Origin of the sequence: Escherichia sp. E.sYA108, assembly GCF_011754335.1 — a bacterium.
Lineage (GTDB): Bacteria > Pseudomonadota > Gammaproteobacteria > Enterobacterales > Enterobacteriaceae > Escherichia > Escherichia coli.
Window position 1 is genome coordinate 4,454,836 of record NZ_JAAQVZ010000001.1, and the last position, 25,631, is coordinate 4,480,466.

Below are 25,631 nucleotides of genomic sequence, written 5' to 3' on the forward strand. Positions count from 1 at the left end.
AACTCTCCATATTCAATCGGTAATAGCTGCTACAGTCGCTCTTGAAACGCCATATTGACGCGCTAACGCACTGATACTCAAACCGCTATTCTTTTTCTCTAAAATCTCTCTACGGGCTTCTGACGCGATTTTAGGAGGTCTGCCCAATTTCTTACCTTCGGCTTTTGCTCGTGATAGTCCCGCCTGAGTGCGCTCAATCAGCAGATCACGCTCCATCTCCGCAACCGCGGCGAGCATAGATAATAGCAACTTCCCAGCGGCAGAAGTGAGATCTGTGTTACCAAGCTGGTGGACAAGAACCTTGATATTACGGTCAGCCAGCGCCCTTACCGTTTGCAAGACGTCAATCGCATCACGCCCCAGACGATCAAGCTTCGCTACCACCAACGTTTCACCATCGCGGATTTTATTGAGCATTTCAGAAAATGCTTTACGTTGCATTGCCGGAACCTTCCCGCTAACAACATCGGCAAACCAGTAATCAATTTGCCACCCAGCCTGCCCAAGCTCCAGCCGTTGGTTCTCAGTATCCTGCTGCGATGTCGAAACACGTCCGTAGCCAAAAGTTGCCATTGTTATCTCCCCATCTGACCCCTGCCAGAAAACGAGGCCAACATTAGGATGGCCTGCCAGAAAAGCCAAGGCTATTTTTCCAACAGTGTGAAAGCGTGCGATTGGGAGGTGCCAGAAAACGGTCGTTTGTTGGCGCTTAAAACGGATAAAGACATGTTAGGCTGAAACCATCACTTCATAAGGACAACCGAAATGATTAAAGACGCGATTTTTCACCGTGCGGTCAATATCGCTACTCGTTATCACGAGTCTGGGACGAATCAAAACCATATGCCCTTTTCATAGGGCTAAACCCTTCATACGCCGATGCTGAGAAGGATGATCGCACCTTGAGCCGCTGCATATCGTTTGCCAAAAGCTGGGGCTACGGTGGCGTATACATGGCCAACCTGTTCGCATTCGTTCACACCCAGCGACATGAAATGATGAAAGCGTCTGATCCCATTGGCAAAGATAACGATAGCCACTTGATACGTCTTGTTAGCGGTGCCGGACTGGTTGTCGCCGCATGGGGAAATGAAGGAAGACACCTCAAACGCTCAACGACCGTCCGACAGCTATTGCCAGAGAGCACAATGTGCTTCGTCTTAAACGCTACAGGTGAGCCGAAGCACCCTTTGTATATGAAAAACGACAGTGTTCTCATACCTTTAGGTTAACATCGATAACTGCGTTCAGAATATGAACGCAGCCATATGATATATATGACTTTTCTTTAAAATGATGGTGTGCTAGCTTCTCTCCTGACACCTACCTCATGCGGTAAACCGGTCCGGGTAGGTGGAGATCACCGCTGTTTAGCGGAAGACGTCAGGATGGGAACTCTGCGTAACGTTGATTGTGGTAGGTAGGGCGCGCAAGCGTTTGATGCAGCCAAGCAGAGGGTGAAAGTAGCTATCGGCGGATTCTTGAGTAGCTTCTTTTGCGCATAATGCATCTTTCAAGAAAGGTCGTCACACCACGAGGAAGACTTGATCTTCATCTGGCAAGGGGAACCGAGCAACCTACAGGCTATCTTCTCAGATGGCCTTATGGTTGATATGTCCGGCTTCCCCCCCGAGGAAGGGTTTACATCTTAAAGAACAAGTTATGTTTTAACATTTTTAACAATTACACTTCTCTGCTGTTTGGTGTCTTATGGCGTTGCCGTCAAAAGTAAACCTGCCGTTTTTACCTCTCCTGCGTAACAACCAAATACGAACCAGAAGCTGCTAACGTTCAACGTGTTCGCGGTGTAAATGCAGCCAGATAAGTTGGGAGCGAAAAAGTGGATGCCCTAGGTTTGGAAGCGCCCCTCTCAGGCATAGCGTCCGAAAATTTCCACGGCGGCAGGCTTATCCTTATAGAGCCAAACAGACTCAAAAGTTAAGAAGCGCGGTAAAGCTTAAAGCTCGCCCAGATTTCTCATTGATTGCTCGAACTCCGCTACGCTTGTTTCAACTGGCTTCGCCAGTCACTCTATGAGAGCGCCGCGAATTCTGCACCATGATTTCGACTACCTTCTTTAAAACACTCGCCAGAGAGCCTTACAGCGCGTTTGAACCGCATATCGCAGCTTTTGCTTACGGATGACTGTCTGATTAGCAGTAGCTTCATGGCCCAGTCCGGTTTACTTTATTGCTATCAACAAGGGAGCCGTCCAGAGGCGACGCGGAGATAATGCTTTGAGAACCGTCGAGATACTGCAATACACCTTACGCAAAGGCAGCGGTGCCGCTTTTCACGCCATTATGCAGGAAATCAGTGTTCCCCTACACCAACGCCACGGGATCGATGTTGTTTCGTTTGGTAACTCTCTGCATGACCCGGACTGCTATTACCTGATTCGCGCCTTTGTCAGCCCTAAAAGCATGACTACGGTTCTCGACGCTTTTTACGCAAGCGATGACTGGCGCAGCGGCCCGCGCGAAGACATCATTGGCAACATAGAGGCCAGCATTAAAACAGTGATAAATCTACCATCAGAAAGCGTAGAAGGGCTGCGGGTGCAATCGTAGGTCATCAAGTTTCACCAAACGTGTTTTGAGCGTCTCCAAATTCAGCACTATGAAATCCACCACCCTTAATAAAAAATGCGCCAGGAAGCGTCCCAGCGCATTCAAGCATCACTCAACTGAATAGTAACTGATTCAACCTGTTTGTTTGCCACGCTTTCTTCGCAACGCATCTCTGACAGCATCCAGCCCGTCAGGAATGTTGAATTCCGCTATATCAGGTAACGAAAAATCAATTTTCTCCACGACTTCAATCATATGAATTGGTTTGAGGTCTTTGCTATATCGCACTTCCGTTTCAGTTTCGCCGCGCACATGCCCAAGTAGCTGCGCTCGTAATTCTGAGCTAACGCCCTTCTCCTTGAGCAAAGTCGAAACTGAGTGGCGAAAAGAATGGAAAGATTTGCTTCTGTTCCTCTCGAGTTTCAACCGCCCCGCAAGCAACGATTCATTGAACCATGCGGAAACTGGCCTACCATAGCCTTTTGTTTTATGTGGTTTAAGCTCCGGGAAGAGACGGGTATACCCTGCATCTTTTAAGGCGTTCACGTAGTCGATGAAACCGAGACTAATCAGCTTTGAATGGAGCGGAATCTTGCGGCGAGCATTAGCATTTTTGAGTTTCTTTCCGCTTTCATTATCGCTTTCAAGGTTCAAATAATAGACGCCGTCGTCTGCCAGAACATCACTCAGCAGTAACTGAGCGATTTCATTAACTCGCGCCCCCGTCATCAAGCCCAGCAAAGGTGCCCAATAGTTAAACGGGCAATATTGATGGAATCGCCCTTGCGCATTGCGTTCAACAGTTCCAGCCTCAAACCACGGTAACGAAAAAATCGCTTTAATTTCATGCGGTTCAAATATGTCAGTGTGATCCTGATCTCGCTCATCTTTATCATCGGATGGAAAAAAGTTTTCGCATGGCGATTTCAGTAGCTTACCGTCAGCAACAGCCCACTTCATTGCACCATAAATGCCGTTGATATACTTCCTAACGGATTCCTCAGTCATCAATTTATCGCCGCATTCTGCCGCTTTGGCGATTAACTGATCCAGCGTTTTCACTCCATATTTAGCTTTGACTAAATTACGGTTTGCTGGGATCGTGCGCAGTTTGCTCTCATAAGCCCGGAGGAAATCGCGATCAAAATCTTCCAACTGAATGTCACCCATCGCTTCGATCATAAAGCTGAAATAGTTACGGATATCACTTATAGCCGACTCCGATACCTTGCCCTTGCGCCGATGCTTTAGATATTCAGAGCATAACCACGACAGATTCTTAGTGTAATACTTTCGATTAACATACTCGTTATCGATAGTAGGGGCAGGAGCGGCAAGAGGCACGGTAGGATGAACACTAGCGACTGGAGGCGTGGTCTTAGCCAGCCAATCAAGCCTTAGGCTTTCTGCATGGACTTTATTGATCAAAAGCGTATCGGGTTTAATTACCGGCCAACCGGAGGTGAAAAACCAACCGCCTTTAGCGTCGCTTCCGGCAGTTTTGAACACCGAAGCTTCTGAATAACCGTCGCTAATAATGTTACGTAAATGTGCTGGTTGCGCAGTGAGTTGCAGATAGCCTTTAGCAACCCCCTCGATACCCTTCTCTTCGCCATAATTAAGAACGTAACTGCCATCAAGCGGGTCTAGCTCAGCCTCAGAGAGCGCTGCAACATAAAAGCCAGCCTGCCCCGTCGCCAGCCAGAATACGGGCAGATTACGGTTCATCACCGCCTGTATTAATTGCGCAACAGGCAACTCAACTGACTGAGCAAAGTTAGAAAGCGAGATCATACCCTCACCAGCAAGCAGCGGGGCGCAGTCACTTAAAGTTCGATAATCCAATTGTTCATACTCTTGTAAGGTCTGATACCAGACCGCCAACAGGAGCGCGGACTTCTGCTTTGCTTCATGAAGATCGTGAGTGCCTGTTGAAGTATGAATCTCACACTGTCCTGCGTATCGACGAAAACGTTGGGGAATGCTAATGCGGACAACATAAATGCCGCTGGTTCGACGATAGAGTTTATATCGCTGAGACATCGCCTCGTATACCCTTTTGTAAGAGGGGCTACGCGATTTCAAGCAAAATTATGGATTAAATTGTTTTAAAACAACGACTTAGATAAGACTTGGTGCCGAAGGCCGGACTCGAACCGGCACGTATTTCTACGGTTGATTTTGAATCAACTGCGTCTACCGATTTCGCCACTTCGGCACTGAAGAGGTATGCGGAAAACGTTGTGGATTATACCTGTCGCACGCCACCATGCAAGCGCCAGCTTGCACCCACCTCGCTAAGTGCTGAAATTTTCAGCATTACACTCAGCGATATGTAACCTTTGTCACACTCCAGGCACCCCGCCCTGCCATGCTCTACACTTCCCAAACAACACCAGAGAAGGACCCAAAAATGTCGATGATAAAAAGCTATGCCGCAAAAGAAGCGGGCGGCGAACTGGAAGTTTATGAGTACGATCCCGGTGAGCTGAAGCCACAAGATGTTGAAGTGCAGGTGGATTACTGCGGGATTTGTCATTCCGATCTGTCGATGATCGATAACGAATGGGGATTTTCACAATATCCGCTGGTTGCCGGGCATGAGGTGATTGGGCGCGTGGTGGCACTCGGGAGCGCCGCGCAGGATAAAGGTTTGCAGGTCGGTCAGCGTGTCGGGATTGGCTGGACGGCGCGTAGCTGTGGTCACTGCGACACCTGTATTAGCGGTAATCAGATCAACTGCGAGCAAGGTGCGGTGCCGACGATTATGAATCGCGGTGGCTTTGCCGAGAAGTTGCGTGCGGACTGGCAATGGGTGATTCCACTGCCAGAAAATATTGATATCGAGTCCGCCGGGCCGCTGTTGTGCGGCGGTATCACGGTCTTTAAACCACTGTTGATGCACCATATCACTGCTACCAGCCGCGTTGGGGTAATTGGTATTGGCGGGCTGGGGCATATCGCTATAAAACTTCTGCACGCAATGGGATGCGAGGTGACGGCCTTTAGTTCTAATCCGGCGAAAGAGCAGGAAGTACTGGCGATGGGTACCGATAAAGTGGTGAATAGCCGCGATCCGCAGGCACTGAAAGCCCTGTCGGGGCAGTTTGATCTCATTATCAATACTGTGAACGTCAGCCTCGACTGGCAGCCTTATTTTGAGGCGCTGACCTATGGCGGTAATTTCCATACGGTCGGTGCGGTTCTCACGCCGCTGTCTGTTCCGGCCTTTACGTTAATTGCGGGCGACCGCAGCATCTCTGGTTCTGCTACCGGCACGCCTTATGAGCTGCGTAAGCTGATGCGTTTTGCCGCCCGCAGCAAGGTTGCGCCGACCACCGAACTGTTCCCGATGTCGAAAATTAACGACGCCATCCAGCATGTACGCGATGGTAAAGCGCGCTACCGCGTGGTCCTGAAAGCCGACTTCTGATCCCTTTGCCGGGAGCCTGTCGCCCGGCACTTAAATCTCTTTGGAAGGCGTCTCGCAATCTGCTGAATTTAGCGGTGAAGAGTGCACAGCCGTTGCCTATACTCCAGGCAGGAAACTGGAGGAAATCTCATGAGCGAACCCCTGTTAATTGCCCGCACGCCGGACACAGAACTGTTTTTACTGCCGGGAATGGCTAACCGTCACGGGCTGATTACTGGCGCAACGGGGACGGGTAAAACTGTCACGCTGCAAAAACTGGCGGAGTCTCTATCGGAAATCGGCGTGCCGGTGTTTATGGCCGATGTGAAAGGCGATCTGACCGGTATCGCGCAGGCAGGAACGGCGTCGGAAAAACTGCTCGCAAGGCTTAAAAATATCGGCGTAAATGACTGGCAACCGCATGCTAATCCGGTGGTGGTGTGGGATATCTTTGGCGAGAAAGGCCATCCGGTGCGGGCGACGGTTTCGGATCTGGGGCCGCTGTTGCTGGCGCGGCTGTTGAATCTCAACGATGTGCAATCTGGCGTGCTGAATATCATCTTCCGAATTGCTGACGATCAGGGGCTGTTACTGCTCGACTTTAAAGATCTGCGGGCGATTACCCAGTACATCGGCGATAACGCCAAATCTTTCCAGAATCAGTACGGAAATATCAGTAGCGCATCGGTTGGTGCCATCCAGCGCGGGCTGTTGTCGCTGGAACAGCAAGGCGCAGCACACTTCTTTGGTGAGCCGATGCTGGATATCAAAGACTTGATGCGCACCGATGCCAACGGTAAAGGCGTTATTAATATCCTCAGCGCCGAGAAGCTTTATCAGATGCCGAAACTGTACGCCGCCAGCCTGCTGTGGATGATTTCAGAGTTGTATGAACAATTGCCGGAAGCGGGCGATCTGGAGAAGCCAAAACTGGTGTTTTTCTTCGACGAAGCACATCTGCTGTTTAACGATGCACCGCAGGTACTGCTGGATAAGATTGAGCAGGTGATAAGGCTTATTCGCTCAAAAGGCGTGGGCGTCTGGTTCGTTTCGCAAAACCCGTCTGATATTCCGGATAATGTGCTCGGCCAGCTCGGTAATCGCGTTCAGCACGCTTTGCGGGCTTTTACGCCAAAAGATCAGAAAGCGGTAAAAGCTGCGGCGCAAACCATGCGGGCCAATCCGGCGTTTGATACCGAAAAGGCAATCCAGGAACTGGGGACCGGCGAGGCGTTAATCTCGTTTCTCGATGCAAAAGGAAGTCCTTCTGTGGTGGAACGGGCGATGGTGATTGCGCCTTGTTCGCGGATGGGACCGGTGACGGAAGATGAGCGCAATGGCTTGATTAACCACTCCCCGGTGTATGGCAAGTACGAGGATGACGTGGACCGGGAATCCGCCTATGAGATGTTGCAAAAAGGCGTACAGGCGAGTATTGAACAGCAAAATAATCCTCCAGCGAAAGGGAAAGAGATAGCGGTAGATGACGGCATTCTTGGTGGATTGAAGGATATTTTGTTCGGCACTACCGGACCACGCGGCGGGAAGAAAGATGGTGTGGTGCAGACAATGGCCAAAAGCGCCGCTCGCCAGGTGACGAATCAGATTGTACGCGGGATGTTGGGGAGTTTGCTGGGAGGGAGAAGAAGGTAAGTCAGGCGCGATCTGTCCCCCTCACCCTAACCCTCTCCCCAAAGGGGCGAGGGGACCGATCGAACTCGTATTTGACTTTATCAACAATGTGAAAGGGAGCTTTCGCTCCCTTGCTTGGTTACGATTTTCTCATTAACAGCCACAGGCTGATTAAGAAGAAGCTGGCGCTTGGCAACAGTGCGCCGATAATCGGCGGGATGCCGTAAACCAACGTCAGCGGGCCGAAGATCTGGTCCAGTACGTAGAAGACAAAACCGAAGCTGATACCGGTGACCACACGCACGCCCATCGGTACGCTACGCAGTGGGCCAAAGATGAACGACAGCGCCATCAGCATCATCACCGCCACGGATAGCGGCTGGAAGATTTTGCTCCACATATTGAGCTGATAACGTCCGGCATCCTGACCGCTCGACTTCAGATACTTCACGTAGTTGTGCAAACCGCTGATTGAGAGTGCATCCGGGTCCAGCGCCACCACGCCCAGTTTGTCTGGCGTGAGGTTGGTTTTCCAGGTGCCGCTCACCGTCTGCGAACCGGTGATCTGTTTCGGATTGGTCAGATCAGATTCATCAACCTGCGACAGACGCCAGACTTTATGTTCCGGGTCAAACTTCGCAGTAGCGGCATAGCGTACGGATTGCAGACGACGATTTTCGTTAAAGGCATAAATGCTGATGCCACCTAACTCTTCGTCACCTTTAACCCGCTCAATGTAGACGAAGTTGTTGCCATCTTTCGCCCATAAGCCTTGCTGGGTAGAGAGCAACGAGCCGCCGTACATCGCCTGCGCACGGTAGTTACGCGCCATCTGCTCGCCCTGCGGCGCGACCCATTCGCCAATCGCCATCGTCAGCAAGACCAGCGGAATGGCGGTTTTCATCACCGACAGCGCCACCTGCATACGGGTAAAACCAGAAGCCTGCATCACCACCAGTTCGCTGCGCTGCGCCAGCATCCCAAGACCAAGCAACGCCCCAAGCAGAGCCGCCATCGGGAAGAAGATTTGCACATCTTTCGGCACGCTCAGCAAGGTATACATTCCTGCGCCTAACGCGTCGTAACTCCCCTGCCCGGCTTTTTTCAACTGATCGACAAATTTGATAATGCCCGACAGCGACACCAGCATGAACAGCGTCATCATGATGGTGGTGAAAATAGTTTTACCGATATAGCGGTCAAGTACGCCAAAAGGTTGCATCACACCGCTCCTTTACGCGAAAAACTGGCGCGCAGGCGGCGGACCGGCACGGTGTCCCAAAGGTTGAGAACAATCGCCAAAGCCAGATAAATCAGGTTAACGGTCCACATCCACAGCGTCGGGTCCAGCTTACCTTTACCGCCGTTCGATTTCAGGGAGGTCTGGATCAGGAAGAAAAGTAGATACAGCAGCATGGCTGGCAGCATCGACAGTACGCGTCCCTGACGTGGGTTAACCACGCTCAGCGGTACGACCATAAGTGCCATCATAAACACGGTGAATACCAACGTGATACGCCAGTTCAGTTCTGCGCGAGCACGATCGGTGTCAGTGTTCCACAATGTGCACATGTCCATCTGGTCGGTATCGTTCGGGTCGAGCGCCACCGCCTGGTGACCAATGATCGCCTGATAATCCTGGAAATCCGTAATGCGGAAATCACGTAACAGTGCAGTGCCTTCGAAGCGCGTTCCCTGGTTGAGAGTGACGACCTGGGAGCCGTCGCGCAGCTGGGTTAAATGTCCGGAATCGGCCACCACCACAGAAGGACGTGCATTACCTTTTGGTCGAATTTGTGCGAGGAACACATCTTTGAAATCGCTGCCGTCAACGCTTTCGATGAACAGCACCGAGCTGCCATTAGTCGCTTGCTGGAATTGCCCTTGCGCCAGCGCCGCCATGCCAGGGTTCGCTTTCGCTTCTGCTAACACTTCATCCTGATGACGCGATGACCACGGTCCCGCCCACATCACGTTAACCGCCGCGACGATTGCCGTGAATACCGCAAGGATCATTGCCGCTTTCACCAGAACCGCTTTGCTCAGGCCGCAGGCATGCATTACCGTAATTTCACTTTCGGTATACAGTTTGCCCAGCGTCATCAGCAGCCCGAGGAACAGGCTTAATGGCAGGATAAGCTGCGCCATTTCCGGCACGCCCAACCCGAGAAGGGAGAGCACCAGATTCGCCGGAATATCGCCGTCAACCGCTGCGCCGAGGATCCTCACTAACTTTTGACAGAAGAAGATCAAAAGCAAGATGAAGAGTATCGCCAGCTGGCTTTTGAGCGTCTCCCGCACCAGATATCTTATGATTATCACTTTAAATACGCCCGTAAAAACTCGTCTTTTGCAGGATTTTAGCTTGTTTCATGGCTTAAACGTCATTTATTCTCTTGAGTCGTCGAAATCGTCGCTAAGATAATTATACTCAACGGATTCACCTCTCAGATTTTGTTCTGACGTGCCAATGCCGTAATAACGTTAAGATTAACACGAAGTCATCGCAACAGCGGACATGAGTTACGAAAGCTTGCAATTCTATCTGTAGCCACCGCCGTTGTCTTTAAGATTCAGGAGCGTAGTGCATGGAGTTTAGTGTAAAAAGCGGTAGCCCGGAGAAACAGCGGAGTGCCTGCATCGTCGTGGGCGTCTTCGAACCACGTCGCCTTTCTCCGATTGCAGAACAGCTCGATAAAATCAGCGATGGGTACATCAGCGCCCTGCTACGTCGGGGCGAACTGGAAGGAAAACCGGGGCAGACATTGTTGCTGCACCATGTTCCGAATGTACTTTCCGAGCGAATTCTCCTTATTGGTTGCGGCAAAGAACGTGAGCTGGATGAGCGTCAGTACAAGCAGGTTATTCAGAAAACCATTAATACGCTGAATGATACTGGCTCAATGGAAGCGGTCTGCTTTCTGACTGAACTGCACGTTAAAGGCCGTAACAACTACTGGAAAGTGCGTCAGGCTGTCGAGACGGCAAAAGAAACGCTCTACAGTTTCGATCAGCTGAAAACGAACAAGAGCGAACCGCGTCGTCCGCTGCGTAAAATGGTGTTCAACGTGCCGACCCGCCGTGAACTGACCAGCGGTGAGCGCGCGATCCAGCACGGTCTGGCGATTGCCGCCGGGATTAAAGCCGCGAAAGATCTCGGCAATATGCCACCGAATATCTGTAACGCCGCTTACCTCGCTTCACAAGCGCGCCAGCTGGCTGACAGCTACAGCAAGAATGTTATCACCCGCGTTATCGGCGAACAGCAGATGAAAGAGCTGGGGATGCATTCCTATCTGGCGGTCGGTCAGGGTTCGCAGAACGAATCGCTGATGTCGGTGATTGAGTACAAAGGCAACGCGTCGGAAGATGCACGCCCAATCGTGCTGGTGGGTAAAGGTTTAACCTTCGACTCCGGCGGTATCTCGATCAAGCCTTCAGAAGGCATGGATGAGATGAAGTACGATATGTGCGGTGCGGCAGCGGTTTACGGTGTGATGCGTATGGTCGCGGAGCTACAACTGCCGATTAACGTTATCGGCGTGTTGGCAGGCTGCGAAAACATGCCTGGCGGACGAGCCTATCGTCCGGGCGATGTGTTAACCACCATGTCCGGTCAAACCGTTGAAGTGCTGAATACTGACGCTGAAGGCCGCCTGGTACTGTGCGACGTGTTAACTTACGTTGAGCGTTTTGAGCCGGAAGCGGTGATTGACGTGGCGACGCTGACCGGTGCCTGCGTGATCGCGCTGGGTCATCACATTACCGGTCTGATGGCGAACCATAATCCGCTGGCCCATGAACTGATTGCCGCGTCTGAACAATCCGGTGACCGCGCATGGCGCTTACCGCTGGGTGACGAGTATCAGGAACAGCTGGAGTCCAATTTTGCCGATATGGCGAACATTGGCGGTCGTCCTGGTGGGGCGATTACCGCAGGTTGCTTCCTGTCGCGCTTTACCCGTAAGTACAACTGGGCGCACCTGGATATCGCCGGAACCGCCTGGCGTTCTGGTAAAGCAAAAGGCGCAACCGGTCGTCCGGTAGCGTTGCTGGCACAGTTCCTGTTGAACCGCGCTGGGTTTAACGGCGAAGAGTAATTGCGTCAGGCAAGGCTGTTATTGCCGGATGCGGCGTGAACGCCTTATCCGACCTACACAGCACTGAACTCGTAGGCCTGATAAGACGCGCAAGCGTCGCATCAGGCAATGCTGTTATTGTCGGATGCGGCATGAACGCCTTATCCGACCTACACAGCACCGAACTCGTAGGCCTGATAAGACACAACAGCGTCGCATCAGGCAATGCTGTTATTGTCGGATGCGGCGTGAGCGCCTTATCCGACCTACACACAGCACTGAACTCGTAGGCCTGATAAGACACAACAGCGTCGCATCAGGCGCTGCGGTGTATACCTGATGCGTATTTAAATCCACCACAAGAAGCCCCATTTATGAAAAACGCGACGTTCTACCTTCTGGACAATGACACCACCGTCGATGGCTTAAGCGCCGTTGAGCAACTGGTGTGTGAAATTGCCGCAGAACGTTGGCGCAGCGGTAAGCGCGTGCTCATCGCCTGTGAAGATGAAAAGCAGGCTTACCGGCTGGATGAAGCCCTGTGGGCGCGTCCGGCAGAAAGCTTTGTTCCGCATAATTTAGCGGGAGAAGGACCGCGTGGCGGTGCGCCGGTGGAGATCGCCTGGCCGCAAAAACGCAGCAGCAGCCCGCGCGATATATTGATTAGTCTGCGAACATGCTTTGCAGATTTTGCCACCGCTTTCACAGAAGTGGTAGACTTCGTTCCTTATGAAGATTCTCTGAAACAACTGGCGCGCGAACGCTATAAAGCCTACCGCGTGGCTGGTTTCAACCTGAATACGGCAACCTGGAAATAATGGAAAAGACATATAACCCACAAGATATCGAACAGCCGCTTTACGAGCACTGGGAAAAGCAGGGCTACTTTAAGCCTAATGGCGATGAAAGCCAGGAAAGTTTCTGCATCATGATCCCGCCGCCGAACGTCACCGGCAGTTTGCATATGGGTCACGCCTTCCAGCAAACCATCATGGATACCATGATCCGCTATCAGCGCATGCAGGGCAAAAACACCCTGTGGCAGGTCGGTACTGACCACGCCGGGATCGCTACCCAGATGGTCGTTGAGCGCAAGATTGCCGCAGAAGAAGGTAAAACCCGTCACGACTACGGCCGCGAAGCTTTCATCGACAAAATCTGGGAATGGAAAGCGGAATCCGGCGGCACGATTACCCGTCAGATGCGCCGTCTCGGCAACTCCGTCGACTGGGAGCGTGAACGCTTCACGATGGACGAAGGCCTGTCCAATGCGGTGAAAGAAGTTTTCGTTCGTCTGTATAAAGAAGACCTGATTTACCGTGGCAAACGCCTGGTAAACTGGGACCCGAAACTGCGCACCGCTATCTCCGACCTGGAAGTGGAAAACCGCGAATCGAAAGGTTCGATGTGGCACATCCGCTATCCGCTGGCTGACGGCGCGAAAACCGCAGACGGTAAAGATTATCTGGTGGTTGCGACTACCCGTCCGGAAACCCTGCTGGGCGATACTGGCGTGGCCGTTAACCCGGAAGATCCGCGTTATAAAGATCTGATTGGCAAATATGTCATTCTGCCGCTGGTTAACCGTCGTATTCCGATCGTTGGCGACGAACACGCCGACATGGAAAAAGGCACCGGCTGCGTGAAGATCACCCCAGCGCACGACTTTAACGACTATGAAGTCGGTAAACGTCACGCCCTGCCGATGATCAACATCCTGACCTTTGACGGCGATATCCGTGAAAGCGCCCAGGTGTTCGATACCAAAGGTAACGAATCTGACATTTATTCCAGCGAAATCCCGGCAGAGTTCCAGAAACTGGAGCGTTTTGCTGCACGTAAGGCGGTCGTTGCTGCGGTTGACGCACTCGGCCTGCTGGAAGAGATCAAACCGCACGACCTGACCGTTCCTTACGGCGACCGTGGCGGCGTGGTTATCGAACCGATGCTGACCGACCAGTGGTACGTTCGTGCCGATGTACTGGCGAAACCAGCGGTTGAAGCGGTTGAGAACGGCGACATTCAGTTCGTACCGAAGCAGTACGAAAACATGTATTTCTCCTGGATGCGCGATATTCAGGACTGGTGTATCTCTCGTCAGCTATGGTGGGGTCACCGTATCCCGGCATGGTATGACGAAGCGGGTAATGTTTATGTTGGCCGCAACGAAGACGAAGTGCGTAAAGAAAATAACCTCGGTGCTGATGTTGCGCTGCGTCAGGATGAAGACGTTCTCGACACCTGGTTCTCCTCCGCGCTGTGGACCTTCTCCACGCTCGGCTGGCCGGAAAACACCGACGCACTGCGCCAGTTCCACCCAACCAGCGTGATGGTATCCGGCTTCGACATCATCTTCTTCTGGATTGCCCGCATGATCATGATGACCATGCACTTCATCAAAGATGAAAATGGCAAACCGCAGGTGCCGTTCCACACCGTTTACATGACCGGCCTGATTCGTGATGACGAAGGCCAGAAGATGTCCAAATCCAAAGGTAACGTGATTGACCCACTGGATATGGTTGACGGTATTTCGCTGCCGGAACTGCTGGAAAAACGTACCGGCAATATGATGCAGCCGCAGCTGGCGGACAAAATCCGTAAGCGCACCGAGAAGCAGTTCCCGAACGGCATTGAGCCGCACGGTACTGACGCGCTGCGCTTCACCCTGGCGGCGCTGGCTTCTACCGGTCGTGACATCAACTGGGATATGAAGCGTCTGGAAGGCTACCGTAACTTCTGTAACAAGCTGTGGAACGCCAGCCGTTTTGTGCTGATGAACACGGAAGGTCAGGATTGCGGCTTCAACGGCGGTGAAATGACGCTGTCGCTGGCGGATCGCTGGATTCTGGCGGAGTTCAACCAGACCATCAAAGCGTACCGCGAAGCGCTGGACAGCTTCCGCTTCGATATCGCCGCAGGCATTCTGTATGAATTCACCTGGAACCAGTTCTGTGACTGGTATCTGGAGCTGACCAAGCCGGTAATGAACGGTGGAACAGAAGCCGAACTGCGCGGTACTCGCCATACGCTGGTGACTGTACTGGAAGGTCTGCTGCGCCTCGCGCATCCGATCATTCCGTTCATCACCGAAACCATCTGGCAGCGTGTGAAAGTACTTTGCGGTATCACTGCCGACACCATCATGCTGCAGCCGTTCCCGCAGTACGATGCGTCTCAGGTTGATGAAGCGGCACTGGCCGACACCGAGTGGCTGAAACAGGCGATCGTTGCTGTACGTAACATCCGTGCAGAAATGAACATCGCGCCGGGTAAACCGCTGGAGCTGCTGCTGCGTGGTTGCAGCGCGGATGCAGAACGTCGCGTAAATGAAAACCGCGGCTTCCTGCAAACGCTGGCGCGTCTGGAAAGCATCACCGTGCTGCCTGCTGATGATAAAGGTCCGGTTTCCGTTACAAAGATCGTCGACGGCGCAGAACTGCTGATCCCGATGGCAGGCCTCATCAACAAAGAAGATGAGCTGGCACGTCTGGCGAAAGAAGTAGCGAAGATCGAAGGCGAAATCAGCCGTATTGAGAACAAGCTGGCGAACGAAGGCTTTGTCGCCCGCGCACCGGAAGCGGTCATCGCGAAAGAGCGTGAGAAGCTGGAAGGCTACGCAGAAGCGAAAGCGAAGCTGATTGAACAGCAGGCTGTTATCGCCGCGCTGTAATACTCATAGTGAAAACGAAGGCCGGAGCATGCTCCGGCCTTTTTATTTAGATAAACGGAACATACGGCATAATACCGCGAGATATCCACATTAACGAACCGCTATCCTGCGGTTTGTCATCATTGGTTAACTCCAGCGAATCAAGGTCGCCCTGGACATGGGTATTGTTAGCAATCCAGCTAACCATCCACATTTTCAGCCAGGGATAAGCCAGACCACAGGTAATTGAGGACCCCATTAATACCGCCAACATGCGCAGAAGCATACCGATCGCGGTAACAGATGAATGAAAACGAATTGTCCCATTTGCCAGCGTCAGATTATTCAAAAACAGATTGCGTAACGTGACATAGAGATAACTGGCAAAAACAAGGATCGCGACAAAATACAGGAAATAAGAAGCCATAATCTGCGGGTAATATTGTAATACAAACTCACTGCCAGCATCAGACCCACCCAACATGGTCATCATCATTAACTGCTGGAATACTGGTGCGATCATAATACCAATCACAATGATGAAAGGAACCATGGTTAATATTGCGAGCATGCAACCTTTAATGCATTCTTTTACGTTTACCTGAATAGAAAACTTATGAATGCCAAAAGTTGCATTATTACCCAGCAATGGCATCCATTTACTATAGGTTATACCATGGACAACACCTAGCCCGATGGCAGAAAGCAAACTTAATGCGACTAAGTTAAAGAATAAGCCTCCTATCGATGTCGTCACTTGCGCAATAAGATACAGTGCGAACCAAAAAACTAACGCCAACAGAACAGGCAGTCCTAGCATAACCCACCATGCACGCATCATTGAGCAGTTAAAGCCAAAGCGAATGTCATTCAGTGAGGTCATGTTCGCCTGATACTGCAGACTCTTCACTGCCATACAAGGAATACCGCAGATCAAGAGAGCAAACAGGAATAAACCGAGCGCAAAGTGTTGACCTGCAAAACAAGAAATACTGAGAAGATAAACCACCACAATAAGTAACATGCTAACAAAAATGGCACCACCTGTTCCCTTATAACTAAATGGTTGCCCCTTGAGTGTCACATGTTGATAAATATAACGACGGCATTTTATCAATGCCCACGGTCCATATATTCCCAGAGTAATAATTGTCAGTAAAAAATTCACAAGACAAATAAGAAAATACTCACCACCTTTGCCTGTGAAAACAAACGAGTGCCGAGAATTATCTTTCCCGATGTTTACATCATTCATGAACTATATCCCTAAAATAAATTCCATTCATACCGATAATAATTCCAGTCAATTGATACTGGTTCGCCTAGAATACGCTTTATCTCAGAGAGATATGCGTAATATTTTCTGATTTATCTTCTTCTTGCACCACCTAAGCGAGGGTGGTATTAAAGTGAGCTATAAATCATACATTTGAAATTGAGCTATGCTATGAATGTTGTCGCTTCTCCCGCACTCCGTTTGCGCAAACTTACCGTCGCCGATCCGAACCTTGACGAGCTGTATCAAGTGTATAGTCAGCCTGGCCACGCATATTGGGTGGTTGAGTACGAGGGTGAAGTGGTCGGCGGCGGTGGGATTGCGCCATTAACCGGGAGTGAGTCAGACATTTGCGAACTGCAAAAGATGTATTTTCTTCCGGCTATCCGCGGCAAAGGGCTGGCAAAAAAACTGGCCTTAATGGCAATGGAGCAGGCGCGAGAAATGGGTTTCAAACGCTGCTATCTGGAAACGACCGCTTTTTTAAAGGAAGCCATTGCGCTTTATGAGCATTTGGGCTTTGAGCATATCGACTATGCGCTTGGCTGCACGGGTCATGTCGATTGTGAAGTACGGATGCTACGCAAACTTTGAAAAAATGCCCGCGAGCTTAGACTCGCGGGCATTCGAACATTAACCACGTACTTTTTGAGTATGCTGGATGTGACGTAAATGCCTTATCCGGGCTACAAATTCACCAGGTTGCAGGAACTACCTGGGCCTGAAATGCGTAGCGCATCAGGTAACGCAGCCTTTGTCGTCAACGCTTAATTAGTGACGAATACCGTCATCGTCTTCATCGACAAAATCTTCATCGTCGCCGTCATCGCCGTTAGGATCTTCAAAGTAAGTGCCCCAACCGTCGTACTCAACGTCAAATTTCTCCGCCAGCGTCATCAGTTGTTCAACCTGGGCATCGATCAGGTCGGCATTCAACGCACACTCGCTGAGGATGTCGCAGCAAATCACGATGTCACCATCTTCAACTTCCAGCTCTTCTGGATCGGTCACTTCGTAACCGAGTTTAAACGCTTCAACTGCTGCTTTTTCCAGGGTTTCCAGATCGTCTGCGGAAAGATGGTGTTCGATGGTGTACAGCGCGTCCGGATCGCTGCCATCTTCCAGTAATTCTTCAATAATCAAACGTGTTTCTTCACGCTGTTCTTCCAGTTGTTCCGGGTTTGCCATGGCTCATTCCTCTTAATGTCCTGCCGATACTCTTATTGTCACACACCACTGACATTGCCTCCACCTTTGTGACAAAGATTTATGCTTTAGACTTGCAAATGAATAATCATCCATATAGATTGAATTTTAATTCATTAAGGCGTTAGCCACAGGAGGGATCTATGTCCGGGTTTTATCATAAGCATTTCCTGAAATTACTCGATTTCACGCCAGCTGAACTCAACAGCTTGTTGCAGTTAGCCGCGAAGCTGAAAGCCGATAAGAAAAGCGGTAAAGAAGAAGCCAGACTCACTGGCAAAAACATCGCGCTCATCTTCGAAAAAGACTCGACCCGTACCCGATGCTCTTTCGAAGTTGCCGCATATGACCAGGGTGCTCGCGTTACTTATCTCGGCCCAAGCGGCAGCCAGATTGGTCACAAAGAGTCGATTAAAGACACTGCCCGCGTGCTTGGTCGCATGTATGACGGTATTCAGTATCGCGGCTATGGTCAGGAGATTGTCGAAACACTGGCGGAATACGCTGGCGTGCCAGTATGGAACGGCCTGACCAATGAGTTCCACCCCACGCAGCTGCTGGCGGATCTCCTCACCATGCAGGAGCATTTGCCCGGCAAAGCATTCAACGAAATGACGCTGGTCTATGCAGGTGACGCGCGTAACAACATGGGCAATTCGATGCTCGAAGCTGCGGCGCTTACCGGTCTGGATTTGCGTCTGGTCGCGCCACAGGCATGCTGGCCGGAAGCTGCGCTGGTCGCCGAATGCAGTGCTCTGGCACAAAAACACGGGGGTAAAATCACCTTGACGGAAGATATCGCCTCTGGGGTTAAAGGTGCAGACTTTATCTATACCGATGTCTGGGTATCGATGGGTGAGCCCAAAGAGAAATGGGCGGAGCGTATTGCCCTGCTGCGTGACTATCAGGTGAATAGCAAAATGATGGCCCTGACCGGTAATTCGCAGGTTAAGTTCCTCCACTGTCTGCCTGCATTTCATGATGAGCAAACCACGCTGGGTAAAAAAATGGCCGCAGAATTCGGTCTGTATGGTGGAATGGAAGTCACCGATGAAGTCTTTGAATCTCCGGCAAGTATTGTCTTTGACCAGGCAGAAAACCGGATGCACACCATAAAAGCTGTTATGGTCGCTACATTAGCAAAATAACGTTTTGCCGGGCGGCGGCACAGGTCGCCCCCGGCAGTGATCACTTACGATTTTAATAGCTTAACTACTGCTTTCCGTACCTGAGCGGGGGCTCCCACCGCACAAAGCGGTTTGTGAACTTCGCCAGGATAGAAAACGACAAAATCCCCTTCATTAAGAATCACTGTTTTTTCATCGATCCCCTGCCCGATAAAAGCAATATCTTTATCTGCCAGCCAGTCAGTCTCTGGTACGCCTGCTGGTTGCGTGCTAAATGTCATCCCTTCCTGCCCTTTTAATACAATCTGGATATCGAGATAACGAGCATGATACTCAGCACGACGCAGTTCACCTGGTTCAGTCGTATCCTCAGAAATCAGATAAAACAGGCGGTCGCCGTCAATAGCGTGCTTACCTTTTGCTGTCTCATCGCTGACATGTGATTTGATGTACTCAATTGCTTCGCGAAGTTCTTCCGGCAGCCAGGATTGTAAGTGATGGATGTTGCCAACAATCATAATATCTTCCTTTATTAAAACAATGTTTCACTTCTTTCCTTATACGAAAAAAAGCCACCTCTCACCATAGAAAAATCATCAGGTTTTGCCCTTGCGCATGTTTATTGCTGGAGATGTTGTACTGATGTTAAGCAGGAGTAATTTTGTATGCAGTTTTGCTGCATAAATCTTATAACTTAGCTATGTATTTTGGTCCTAATATCTTGTTATTGCATATGTTAAAAGAAAACTCTCAGTCAGATCACAGTTCATTTTCTTAGCTTTTAATGCCCGTGCTGTCATAGTTATCCCGTGAAAATAGTGCTGTGAAAAATAATCACCTTATCCTTTCGCATAGATATGCAATGAATATTAAAATATACATAAATATCAATGCATTATACTTAAAGGCATTTCCTGAAAAATAAAACAATCAATTAACAACGAAGAATAACTCTGCGTATATTTGCGTATTAATGCATTATCGTATTTTGTTTCTTTATCATTTATCAGAACCGCATCAAATATTATTAACTTCGATTATTAATATCACCGCCGGTGTGAAAGTCGTCACATTTTCTGGAAGAAATAAACTGAATCATTGCATCTGAAAATTACTGAACAGACCTGACTACAAGCATTTAATTTGTTTGCAGCCATCTCCTCTTTATTTTTGAAAAAGTGTTAAAGGAATAATGATGGAAAAGCATTATGTTGGTTCTGAAATTGGACAACTACGCAGCGTTATGTTGCATCGCCCAAATCTCAGTCTGAAACGTCTAACACCATCCAATTGCCAGGAGTTGTTATTTGACGATGTATTGTCCGTTGAGCGGGCAGGTGAAGAGCATGATATTTTCGCCAATACGCTGCGCCAGCAAGGGATAGAAGTTCTGTTACTCACTGATTTACTAACACAAACATTGGATATCCCGGAAGCCAAAAGCTGGTTACTGGAAACACAAATATCAGATTACCGACTCGGCCCTACGTTTGCTACTGACGTTCGCACCTGGCTTGCAGAGATGTCACACCGGGACCTTGCTCGTCATTTAAGTGGTGGGCTGACTTATAGTGAAATTCCCGCCTCAATTAAAAATATGGTGGTTGATACCCACGATATTAATGATTTCATTATGAAGCCGTTACCGAATCATTTATTTACGCGTGATACCTCATGCTGGATTTATAACGGTGTATCGATTAATCCAATGGCAAAACCTGCTCGCCAACGTGAAACCAATAATCTACGCGCTATTTATCGCTGGCATCCACAATTTGCTGGCGGCGAATTTATTAAATATTTCGGCGACGAGAATATTAATTATGACCACGCCACGTTAGAAGGTGGTGATGTGCTGGTGATTGGTCGGGGGGCCGTGTTGATCGGCATGTCTGAACGCACCACGCCACAAGGAATCGAGTTTCTTGCTCAGGCATTGTTTAAACATCGTCAGGCTGAACGGGTAATCGCTGTTGAGCTGCCTAAACACCGCTCCTGTATGCATCTTGACACCGTTATGACTCATATCGATATCGACACCTTCTCGGTTTATCCCGAAGTTGTGCGCCCGGATGTTAATTGCTGGACGCTAACACCTGACGGTCACGGCGGCCTGAAACGTACTCAAGAAAGCACACTCCTCCATGCTATCGAAAAAGCCCTCGGTATTGACCAGGTACGTTTAATCACCACGGGGGGTGATGCCTTTGAGGCAGAACGCGAACAGTGGAATGACGCTAACAATGTGCTCACGCTTCGGCCGGGAGTGGTAGTGGGCTACGAGCGCAACATCTGGACTAACGAAAAATATGACAAAGCAGGCATCACCGTTTTACCCATCCCCGGTGATGAATTAGGCCGCGGACGTGGCGGCGCACGTTGCATGAGTTGCCCTTTGCATCGTGACGGTATCTAAGGAAGAGATCATGGAAAACAAACCAACACTGGTTATCGCTCTCGGCGGTAATGCCCTGCTTAAACGAGGCGAACCACTCGAAGCAGAAATCCAACGTAAAAATATCGATCTTGCGGCTAAAACTATCGCCCAACTGACTCAACACTGGCGGGTTGTACTGGTTCACGGGAATGGCCCACAAGTTGGACTTCTGGCACTTCAAAATAGCGCCTATGCCCATGTCGCTCCCTATCCACTCGACATTCTGGGGGCCGAAAGCCAGGGGATGATCGGCTACATGCTACAACAGGCGCTGAAAAATCAACTACCACAACGTGAAATCAGCGTGCTGCTGACGCAGGTTGAAGTGGATGCCAACGATCCCGCCTTCAGTAACCCAACTAAGTACATCGGCCCAATTTATGACCACGCTCAGACTCAGGTACTACAGGCAGAAAAAGGCTGGGTTTTCAAAGCAGATGGTCACTCTTTCCGCCGGGTCGTACCTTCTCCACAACCTAAACGCATCGTCGAGCGGGATGCCATCCAGACACTGATCGCCCACGATCATCTGGTGATCTGTAATGGTGGCGGTGGTGTTCCGGTGGTTGAAAAAGCCGATGGATACCATGGGATTGAAGCGGTTATCGACAAAGATCTTTCAGCCGCGCTACTGGCAAGTCAGATCCATGCTGACGCCTTGTTGATCCTCACTGATGCGGACGCAGTATATCTCGACTGGGGCAAGCCAACCCAACGCCCGCTGGCACAGGTCACGCCGGAATTACTCAACGAAATGCAGTTTGATGCCGGGTCTATGGGGCCGAAAGTCACCGCCTGCGCAAAGTTTGTTAGTCAGTGCCGGGGCATTGCAGGGATCGGCTCTCTTGCAGATGGTCCGGAAATTCTCGCCGGAGACAAAGGCACTCTTATTCGCCTTGATACCCCCCATAACCACGCTTGATCCATTTTTATAAGGACATCCCCATGGCTACTTCACTGAAAAACCGTAATTTTCTTAAGCTGCTTGATTACACCCCAGCAGAGATTCAATACCTGATTGATTTGGCTATCAATCTTAAAGCCGCCAAGAAATCTGGAAACGAAAAACAAACGCTGGTCGGTAAAAACATTGCGTTGATTTTTGAAAAATCCTCTACCCGTACCCGCTGTGCCTTTGAAGTCGCGGCCTTTGATCAAGGTGCGCAGGTGACTTACATCGGCCCCAGCGGCTCACAAATCGGCCATAAAGAATCAATGAAAGATACCGCTCGCGTACTCGGACGCATGTATGACGGTATTGAGTATCGCGGTTATGGTCAGAATATCGTTGAAGAATTAGGTGAGTTCGCTGGTGTTCCGGTATGGAACGGACTGACCAATGAATTTCACCCGACACAGATCCTCGCGGATTTAATGACCATGCTGGAACATGCGCCAGGCAAAACGCTGCCAGAGCTGAGCTTTGCGTATCTTGGTGATGCCCGAAATAACATGGGGAACTCGCTGATGGTTGGTGCTGCAAAAATGGGGATGGATATCCGTCTGGTGGCACCTAAATCTTTCTGGCCAGATGAAGCGCTGGTAACACAATGCCGTGAGATCGCCAGCGTGACTGGGGCGAGAATCACCCTGACAGAGGATGTGGAAGAAGGCGTATACGACGTTGATTTTCTCTATACGGATGTTTGGGTTTCGATGGGAGAGCCAAAAGAAGCCTGGGCAGAACGAGTGAGTCTGATGGCACCTTATCAGATCAATCAACAGGTGATTACTGCCACGCGTAACCCTGAAGTTAAATTTATGCACTGCCTGCCCGCCTTCCATAATGAGCACACCACAGTAGGACGCGAGATCGAGATGGCCTACGGCCTCAAAGGACTGGAAGTTACTGAAGAGGTTTTTGAATCGGCCCACTCTATTGTTTTCGATGAAGCAGAAAACCGGATGCACACCATTAAAGCGGTGATGGTAGCAACTCTCGGCGACTAACCCTGACGGGCATGCGTCGACGAGTGGCGTATGCCCGTGATTATGGAGATCACATTATGGGTAAATTCAAATTTCCCACCGCTTATACCATCTTGTTCGTGCTGATTGCGTTAGTTGCGGCAATGACCTGGATTGTACCTGCGGGAAAATATCAGATGGTGACAAATGCCGCACTGGGAAAGGAAGTTCCTGTTGCAGGTACTTACGCACCTGTTGAGGCACAACCACAGGGTATTACGGCTGTCCTGTTAGCGCCCATCGACGGCTTGTACAACCATCAAACCTACACTGCGGGAGCGATTGATGTCGCGCTGTTTGTCCTGATCATCGGTGGATTTTTGGGAGTAGTAAATAAAACCGGGGCAATAGATGCCGGTATCGAACGAGTGACAACTCGCCTTAATGGTCGGGAAGAGTGGATGATTCCGATCCTGATGGCGCTCTTCGCTGCTGGCGGTACTATTTATGGGATGGCGGAAGAATCACTCCCCTTCTACACGTTGCTGGTGCCCGTCATGATGGCTGCCCGCTTTGATCCTCTGGTCGCTGCCGCCACAGTGTTATTGGGATCGGGCATTGGCACGCTGGGCTCAACCATTAACCCATTTGCTACCGTCATTGCTGCCAACGCCGCAGGGATCCCCTTTACTCAGGGCATTTTGCTGCGTGTTATTTTGCTGTTAGTAGGCTACGTGATTTGTGTTTACTGGGTTATGCGTTATGCCCGCAAAGTTCGCAACAGTCCGGAAAGCTCTATCGTGGCGGATAAGATGGCTGAAAACCAGGCGCATTTTCTGGGAAATCGTTCAGAAACGATGCTGGAATTTACCCCCACGCGCAAAGCGATCCTGATACTTTTTGCTGCATCCTTTGCCTTTATGATTTACGGCGTAGCGGTACTGGGTTGGTGGATGGCGGAAATCTCTGCTGTCTTTCTGGCAGCTGCGGTCATCGTGGGTGTCATTGCCCGCATGGGCGAAGAAACCTTCACCAGTACCTTTATTGACGGCGCGCGGGATCTCCTTGGTGTGGCACTGATTATCGGCATCGCCCGCGGTATTGTGGTCGTGATGGATAACGGCATGATTACGCACACAATTCTGCACAGTGCTGAGAATCTGGTTTCAGGGCTTTCCACCACTGTTTTCATCAACGTGACCTATTGGCTGGAAGTATTGCTCTCTTTTCTGGTTCCCTCATCTTCCGGCCTTGCAGTGTTAACGATGCCAATAATGGCTCCACTCGCTGATTTTGCTCATGTACAACGCGATCTGGTGGTGACCGCTTATCAGTCTGCTTCCGGGGTGGTTAATTTGATTACGCCAACCTCTGCGGTAGTGATGGGCGGTCTGGCGATTGCCCGTGTACCCTGGGTCCGTTATCTGAGATGGGTAGCACCGCTACTGCTGATTCTCACGATGTTGAATATGATTGTGCTGAGTATCGCCGCGATGATTTAACGCGACAGGCCGCTTATCAAAGCGGCCTTCAAATCTGGTGTAGTGATAAATGAACCACTCTCACATTATAAAATGTGAAAAATATCATCAGGTAATAATAAATAAAAGGTGCATTATGAAGGAATACGATGATTACTCCGCCAAAGAAAAGAAGCAACTGGCGGTCTGTCAGCGCCTGATTACCGAAAAAAGTTATCTTTCACAGGAGGAAATCCGCCGCGATTTGCAAAACCATGGCTTTGACAGTATCAGTCAGTCAACCGTTTCACGACTACTGAAATTGCTGGGAGTCATAAAAATTAGAAATACAAAAGGACAAAAAATTTATTCGGTGAATCCTCAATTACTTCCCACACCTGACGCAGGTCGATCCGTCGCTGAAATGGTCCTGAGTGTCGAGCATAATGGTGAATTTATCCTTATCCATACCGTCGCCGGATATGGTCGGGCAGTAGCGCGAATCCTTGATTTCCATGCTTTGCCAGAAATTCTTGGCGTGATTGCTGGCAGCAATATCGTTTGGGTCGCACCACGTGTGGTAAAGCGTACAGCCCTGGTGCACAAGCAAATTAATTACTTATTAAAATTGAATATATATTCATGATAACCGTTTGCCTTGCTTTATAACTGCATCATCTTCTTGATCCTCTCTCAGAGCTGAGTATAATGCCGGACAATTTGCCGGGAGGATGTATGGTTCAGTGTGTTCGACATTTTGTCTTACCGCGTCTGAAAAAAGACGCTGGCCTGCCGTTTTTCTTCCCGTTGATCACCCATTCCCAGCCCCTCAATCGAGGGGCTTTTTTTTGCCCAGGCGTCAGGAGATAAAA

Annotated in this window: 22 protein-coding genes, 1 tRNA gene and 1 pseudogene; 15 read left to right on the plus strand and 9 right to left on the minus strand. The window is 50.1% G+C overall.

What is annotated here, in order from left to right:
- Positions 1-12 precede the first annotated feature (12 nt).
- Positions 13-573 (minus strand): recombinase family protein, encoded by a 561-nt coding sequence (locus HBM92_RS21375; protein WP_000190110.1) that lies wholly within the window; start codon positions 571-573, stop codon positions 13-15.
- 192 nt (positions 574-765) lie between these two features.
- On the opposite strand from HBM92_RS21375, the pseudogene HBM92_RS21380 reads away from it, so the two are divergent.
- Positions 766-1,232 (plus strand): annotated as a pseudogene (locus tag HBM92_RS21380) (DUF1643 domain-containing protein).
- A 1,005-nt stretch (positions 1,233-2,237) separates the two neighbouring features.
- Complete coding sequence (locus HBM92_RS21385; protein ID WP_001261095.1) at positions 2,238-2,570, plus strand: NIPSNAP family protein; 333 nt, start codon at positions 2,238-2,240, stop codon at positions 2,568-2,570.
- 132 nt (positions 2,571-2,702) lie between these two features.
- Here the strand turns inward: HBM92_RS21385 and HBM92_RS21390 are convergent, their stop codons facing one another.
- A complete protein-coding gene (locus tag HBM92_RS21390) occupies positions 2,703-4,613 on the minus strand; it encodes a site-specific integrase (protein WP_000083138.1) in 1,911 nt (636 codons plus the stop codon).
- Positions 4,614-4,703: 90 nt separating this feature from the next.
- A tRNA-Leu gene (locus tag HBM92_RS21395) sits at positions 4,704-4,788 on the minus strand.
- 195 nt (positions 4,789-4,983) lie between these two features.
- Here HBM92_RS21395 and ahr point away from each other — a divergent pair.
- Both ahr and HBM92_RS21405 read left to right on the plus strand, forming a co-directional pair.
- Positions 4,984-6,003, plus strand: a complete 1,020-nt coding sequence (gene ahr, locus HBM92_RS21400; RefSeq protein WP_000061768.1) for an NADPH-dependent aldehyde reductase Ahr — start codon at positions 4,984-4,986, stop codon at positions 6,001-6,003.
- Positions 6,004-6,132: 129 nt separating this feature from the next.
- Positions 6,133-7,635, plus strand: a complete 1,503-nt coding sequence (locus HBM92_RS21405; protein ID WP_001332879.1) for a helicase HerA-like C-terminal domain-containing protein — start codon at positions 6,133-6,135, stop codon at positions 7,633-7,635.
- Between the two features lie 118 nt (positions 7,636-7,753).
- On the opposite strand, the gene lptG is transcribed toward HBM92_RS21405, so the two are convergent.
- The 3 genes from lptG to ytgA form a co-directional block, all read right to left on the minus strand.
- Entirely contained in the window at positions 7,754-8,836 is a 1,083-nt protein-coding gene (lptG, locus tag HBM92_RS21410) for an LPS export ABC transporter permease LptG (RefSeq protein WP_001295681.1), read from the minus strand.
- The gene (gene lptF / locus HBM92_RS21415) at positions 8,836-9,936 is read right to left on the minus strand and encodes an LPS export ABC transporter permease LptF (RefSeq protein WP_000584109.1); all 1,101 of its coding nucleotides are present in this window, start codon (positions 9,934-9,936) and stop codon (positions 8,836-8,838) included. Before lptF ends, lptG begins: the two co-directional genes overlap by 1 nt.
- 62 nt (positions 9,937-9,998) lie before the next feature.
- Entirely contained in the window at positions 9,999-10,049 is a 51-nt protein-coding gene (gene ytgA, locus HBM92_RS25525) for a protein YtgA (protein ID WP_211180521.1), read from the minus strand.
- A gap of 153 nt (positions 10,050-10,202) precedes the next feature.
- Here ytgA and pepA point away from each other — a divergent pair, with 153 nt between their 5' ends.
- From pepA to valS, 3 genes are all read left to right on the plus strand, one after another.
- Positions 10,203-11,714: a leucyl aminopeptidase gene (pepA, locus tag HBM92_RS21420; RefSeq protein WP_000397144.1), complete on the plus strand. Its 1,512-nt coding sequence runs from the start codon at positions 10,203-10,205 to the stop codon at positions 11,712-11,714.
- Between the two features lie 353 nt (positions 11,715-12,067).
- A complete protein-coding gene (gene holC / locus HBM92_RS21425) occupies positions 12,068-12,511 on the plus strand; it encodes a DNA polymerase III subunit chi (protein WP_000786398.1) in 444 nt (147 codons plus the stop codon).
- Positions 12,511-15,366, plus strand: a complete 2,856-nt coding sequence (valS, locus tag HBM92_RS21430) for a valine--tRNA ligase (protein ID WP_000416368.1) — start codon at positions 12,511-12,513, stop codon at positions 15,364-15,366. The genes holC and valS overlap by 1 nt, the downstream gene beginning before the upstream one ends.
- A gap of 46 nt (positions 15,367-15,412) precedes the next feature.
- Here valS and HBM92_RS21435 read toward each other — a convergent pair whose 3' ends face one another.
- Positions 15,413-16,600: a YjgN family protein gene (locus HBM92_RS21435; protein ID WP_001000681.1), complete on the minus strand. Its 1,188-nt coding sequence runs from the start codon at positions 16,598-16,600 to the stop codon at positions 15,413-15,415.
- A gap of 192 nt (positions 16,601-16,792) precedes the next feature.
- On the opposite strand from HBM92_RS21435, the gene HBM92_RS21440 reads away from it, so the two are divergent.
- Positions 16,793-17,215 carry a GNAT family N-acetyltransferase gene (locus tag HBM92_RS21440; RefSeq protein WP_001103490.1) on the plus strand — a complete coding sequence of 141 codons (423 nt, stop codon included), beginning with the start codon at positions 16,793-16,795 and terminating at the stop codon, positions 17,213-17,215.
- Positions 17,216-17,392: 177 nt separating this feature from the next.
- On the opposite strand, the gene rraB is transcribed toward HBM92_RS21440, so the two are convergent.
- Positions 17,393-17,809, minus strand: a complete 417-nt coding sequence (gene rraB, locus HBM92_RS21445; protein WP_000002950.1) for a ribonuclease E inhibitor RraB — start codon at positions 17,807-17,809, stop codon at positions 17,393-17,395.
- Between the two features lie 161 nt (positions 17,810-17,970).
- Here rraB and argF (HBM92_RS21450) point away from each other — a divergent pair, with 161 nt between their 5' ends.
- Entirely contained in the window at positions 17,971-18,975 is a 1,005-nt protein-coding gene (gene argF, locus HBM92_RS21450; RefSeq protein ID WP_000012936.1) for an ornithine carbamoyltransferase, read from the plus strand.
- Positions 18,976-19,019: 44 nt separating this feature from the next.
- Here argF (HBM92_RS21450) and HBM92_RS21455 read toward each other — a convergent pair whose 3' ends face one another.
- A complete protein-coding gene (locus HBM92_RS21455; protein ID WP_000635216.1) occupies positions 19,020-19,472 on the minus strand; it encodes a YhcH/YjgK/YiaL family protein in 453 nt (150 codons plus the stop codon).
- A gap of 677 nt (positions 19,473-20,149) precedes the next feature.
- Between HBM92_RS21455 and arcA the strand changes: the two genes are divergently transcribed.
- From arcA to pyrL, 6 genes are all read left to right on the plus strand, one after another.
- Positions 20,150-21,370, plus strand: a complete 1,221-nt coding sequence (arcA, locus tag HBM92_RS21460; RefSeq protein WP_001346533.1) for an arginine deiminase — start codon at positions 20,150-20,152, stop codon at positions 21,368-21,370.
- A gap of 10 nt (positions 21,371-21,380) precedes the next feature.
- The gene (gene arcC / locus HBM92_RS21465; RefSeq protein ID WP_000428627.1) at positions 21,381-22,313 is read left to right on the plus strand and encodes a carbamate kinase; all 933 of its coding nucleotides are present in this window, start codon (positions 21,381-21,383) and stop codon (positions 22,311-22,313) included.
- Positions 22,314-22,336: 23 nt separating this feature from the next.
- Positions 22,337-23,341, plus strand: a complete 1,005-nt coding sequence (argF, locus tag HBM92_RS21470) for an ornithine carbamoyltransferase (protein ID WP_000235828.1) — start codon at positions 22,337-22,339, stop codon at positions 23,339-23,341.
- A gap of 56 nt (positions 23,342-23,397) precedes the next feature.
- Positions 23,398-24,801: a YfcC family protein gene (locus HBM92_RS21475; RefSeq protein WP_001298046.1), complete on the plus strand. Its 1,404-nt coding sequence runs from the start codon at positions 23,398-23,400 to the stop codon at positions 24,799-24,801.
- A 115-nt stretch (positions 24,802-24,916) separates the two neighbouring features.
- A complete protein-coding gene (locus tag HBM92_RS21480) occupies positions 24,917-25,405 on the plus strand; it encodes an arginine repressor (RefSeq protein WP_000666045.1) in 489 nt (162 codons plus the stop codon).
- 89 nt (positions 25,406-25,494) lie between these two features.
- On the plus strand, positions 25,495-25,629 hold the full coding sequence (gene pyrL, locus HBM92_RS21485; RefSeq protein WP_001296693.1) for a pyr operon leader peptide: 135 nt from the start codon (positions 25,495-25,497) through the stop codon (positions 25,627-25,629).
- The last annotated feature ends 2 nt before the right edge of the window (positions 25,630-25,631 follow it).

Excerpts from the sequence above, each read along its gene's own strand:
- HBM92_RS21375 (WP_000190110.1), bottom strand. The coding sequence starts at position 573 with ATGGCAACTTTTGGCTACGGACGTGTTTCGACATCGCAGCAGGATACT.
- HBM92_RS21390 (WP_000083138.1), bottom strand. The coding sequence starts at position 4,613 with ATGTCTCAGCGATATAAACTCTATCGTCGAACCAGCGGCATTTATGTT.
- ahr (WP_000061768.1), top strand. The coding sequence starts at position 4,984 with ATGTCGATGATAAAAAGCTATGCCGCAAAAGAAGCGGGCGGCGAACTG.
- HBM92_RS21405 (WP_001332879.1), top strand. The coding sequence starts at position 6,133 with ATGAGCGAACCCCTGTTAATTGCCCGCACGCCGGACACAGAACTGTTT.
- lptG (WP_001295681.1), bottom strand. The coding sequence starts at position 8,836 with ATGCAACCTTTTGGCGTACTTGACCGCTATATCGGTAAAACTATTTTC.
- pepA (WP_000397144.1), top strand. The coding sequence starts at position 10,203 with ATGGAGTTTAGTGTAAAAAGCGGTAGCCCGGAGAAACAGCGGAGTGCC.
- holC (WP_000786398.1), top strand. The coding sequence starts at position 12,068 with ATGAAAAACGCGACGTTCTACCTTCTGGACAATGACACCACCGTCGAT.
- valS (WP_000416368.1), top strand. The coding sequence starts at position 12,511 with ATGGAAAAGACATATAACCCACAAGATATCGAACAGCCGCTTTACGAG.
- HBM92_RS21435 (WP_001000681.1), bottom strand. The coding sequence starts at position 16,600 with ATGAATGATGTAAACATCGGGAAAGATAATTCTCGGCACTCGTTTGTT.
- HBM92_RS21440 (WP_001103490.1), top strand. The coding sequence starts at position 16,793 with ATGAATGTTGTCGCTTCTCCCGCACTCCGTTTGCGCAAACTTACCGTC.
- rraB (WP_000002950.1), bottom strand. The coding sequence starts at position 17,809 with ATGGCAAACCCGGAACAACTGGAAGAACAGCGTGAAGAAACACGTTTG.
- argF (WP_000012936.1), top strand. The coding sequence starts at position 17,971 with ATGTCCGGGTTTTATCATAAGCATTTCCTGAAATTACTCGATTTCACG.
- HBM92_RS21455 (WP_000635216.1), bottom strand. The coding sequence starts at position 19,472 with ATGATTGTTGGCAACATCCATCACTTACAATCCTGGCTGCCGGAAGAA.
- arcA (WP_001346533.1), top strand. The coding sequence starts at position 20,150 with ATGGAAAAGCATTATGTTGGTTCTGAAATTGGACAACTACGCAGCGTT.
- arcC (WP_000428627.1), top strand. The coding sequence starts at position 21,381 with ATGGAAAACAAACCAACACTGGTTATCGCTCTCGGCGGTAATGCCCTG.
- argF (WP_000235828.1), top strand. The coding sequence starts at position 22,337 with ATGGCTACTTCACTGAAAAACCGTAATTTTCTTAAGCTGCTTGATTAC.
- HBM92_RS21475 (WP_001298046.1), top strand. The coding sequence starts at position 23,398 with ATGGGTAAATTCAAATTTCCCACCGCTTATACCATCTTGTTCGTGCTG.
- HBM92_RS21480 (WP_000666045.1), top strand. The coding sequence starts at position 24,917 with ATGAAGGAATACGATGATTACTCCGCCAAAGAAAAGAAGCAACTGGCG.
- pyrL (WP_001296693.1), top strand. The coding sequence starts at position 25,495 with ATGGTTCAGTGTGTTCGACATTTTGTCTTACCGCGTCTGAAAAAAGAC.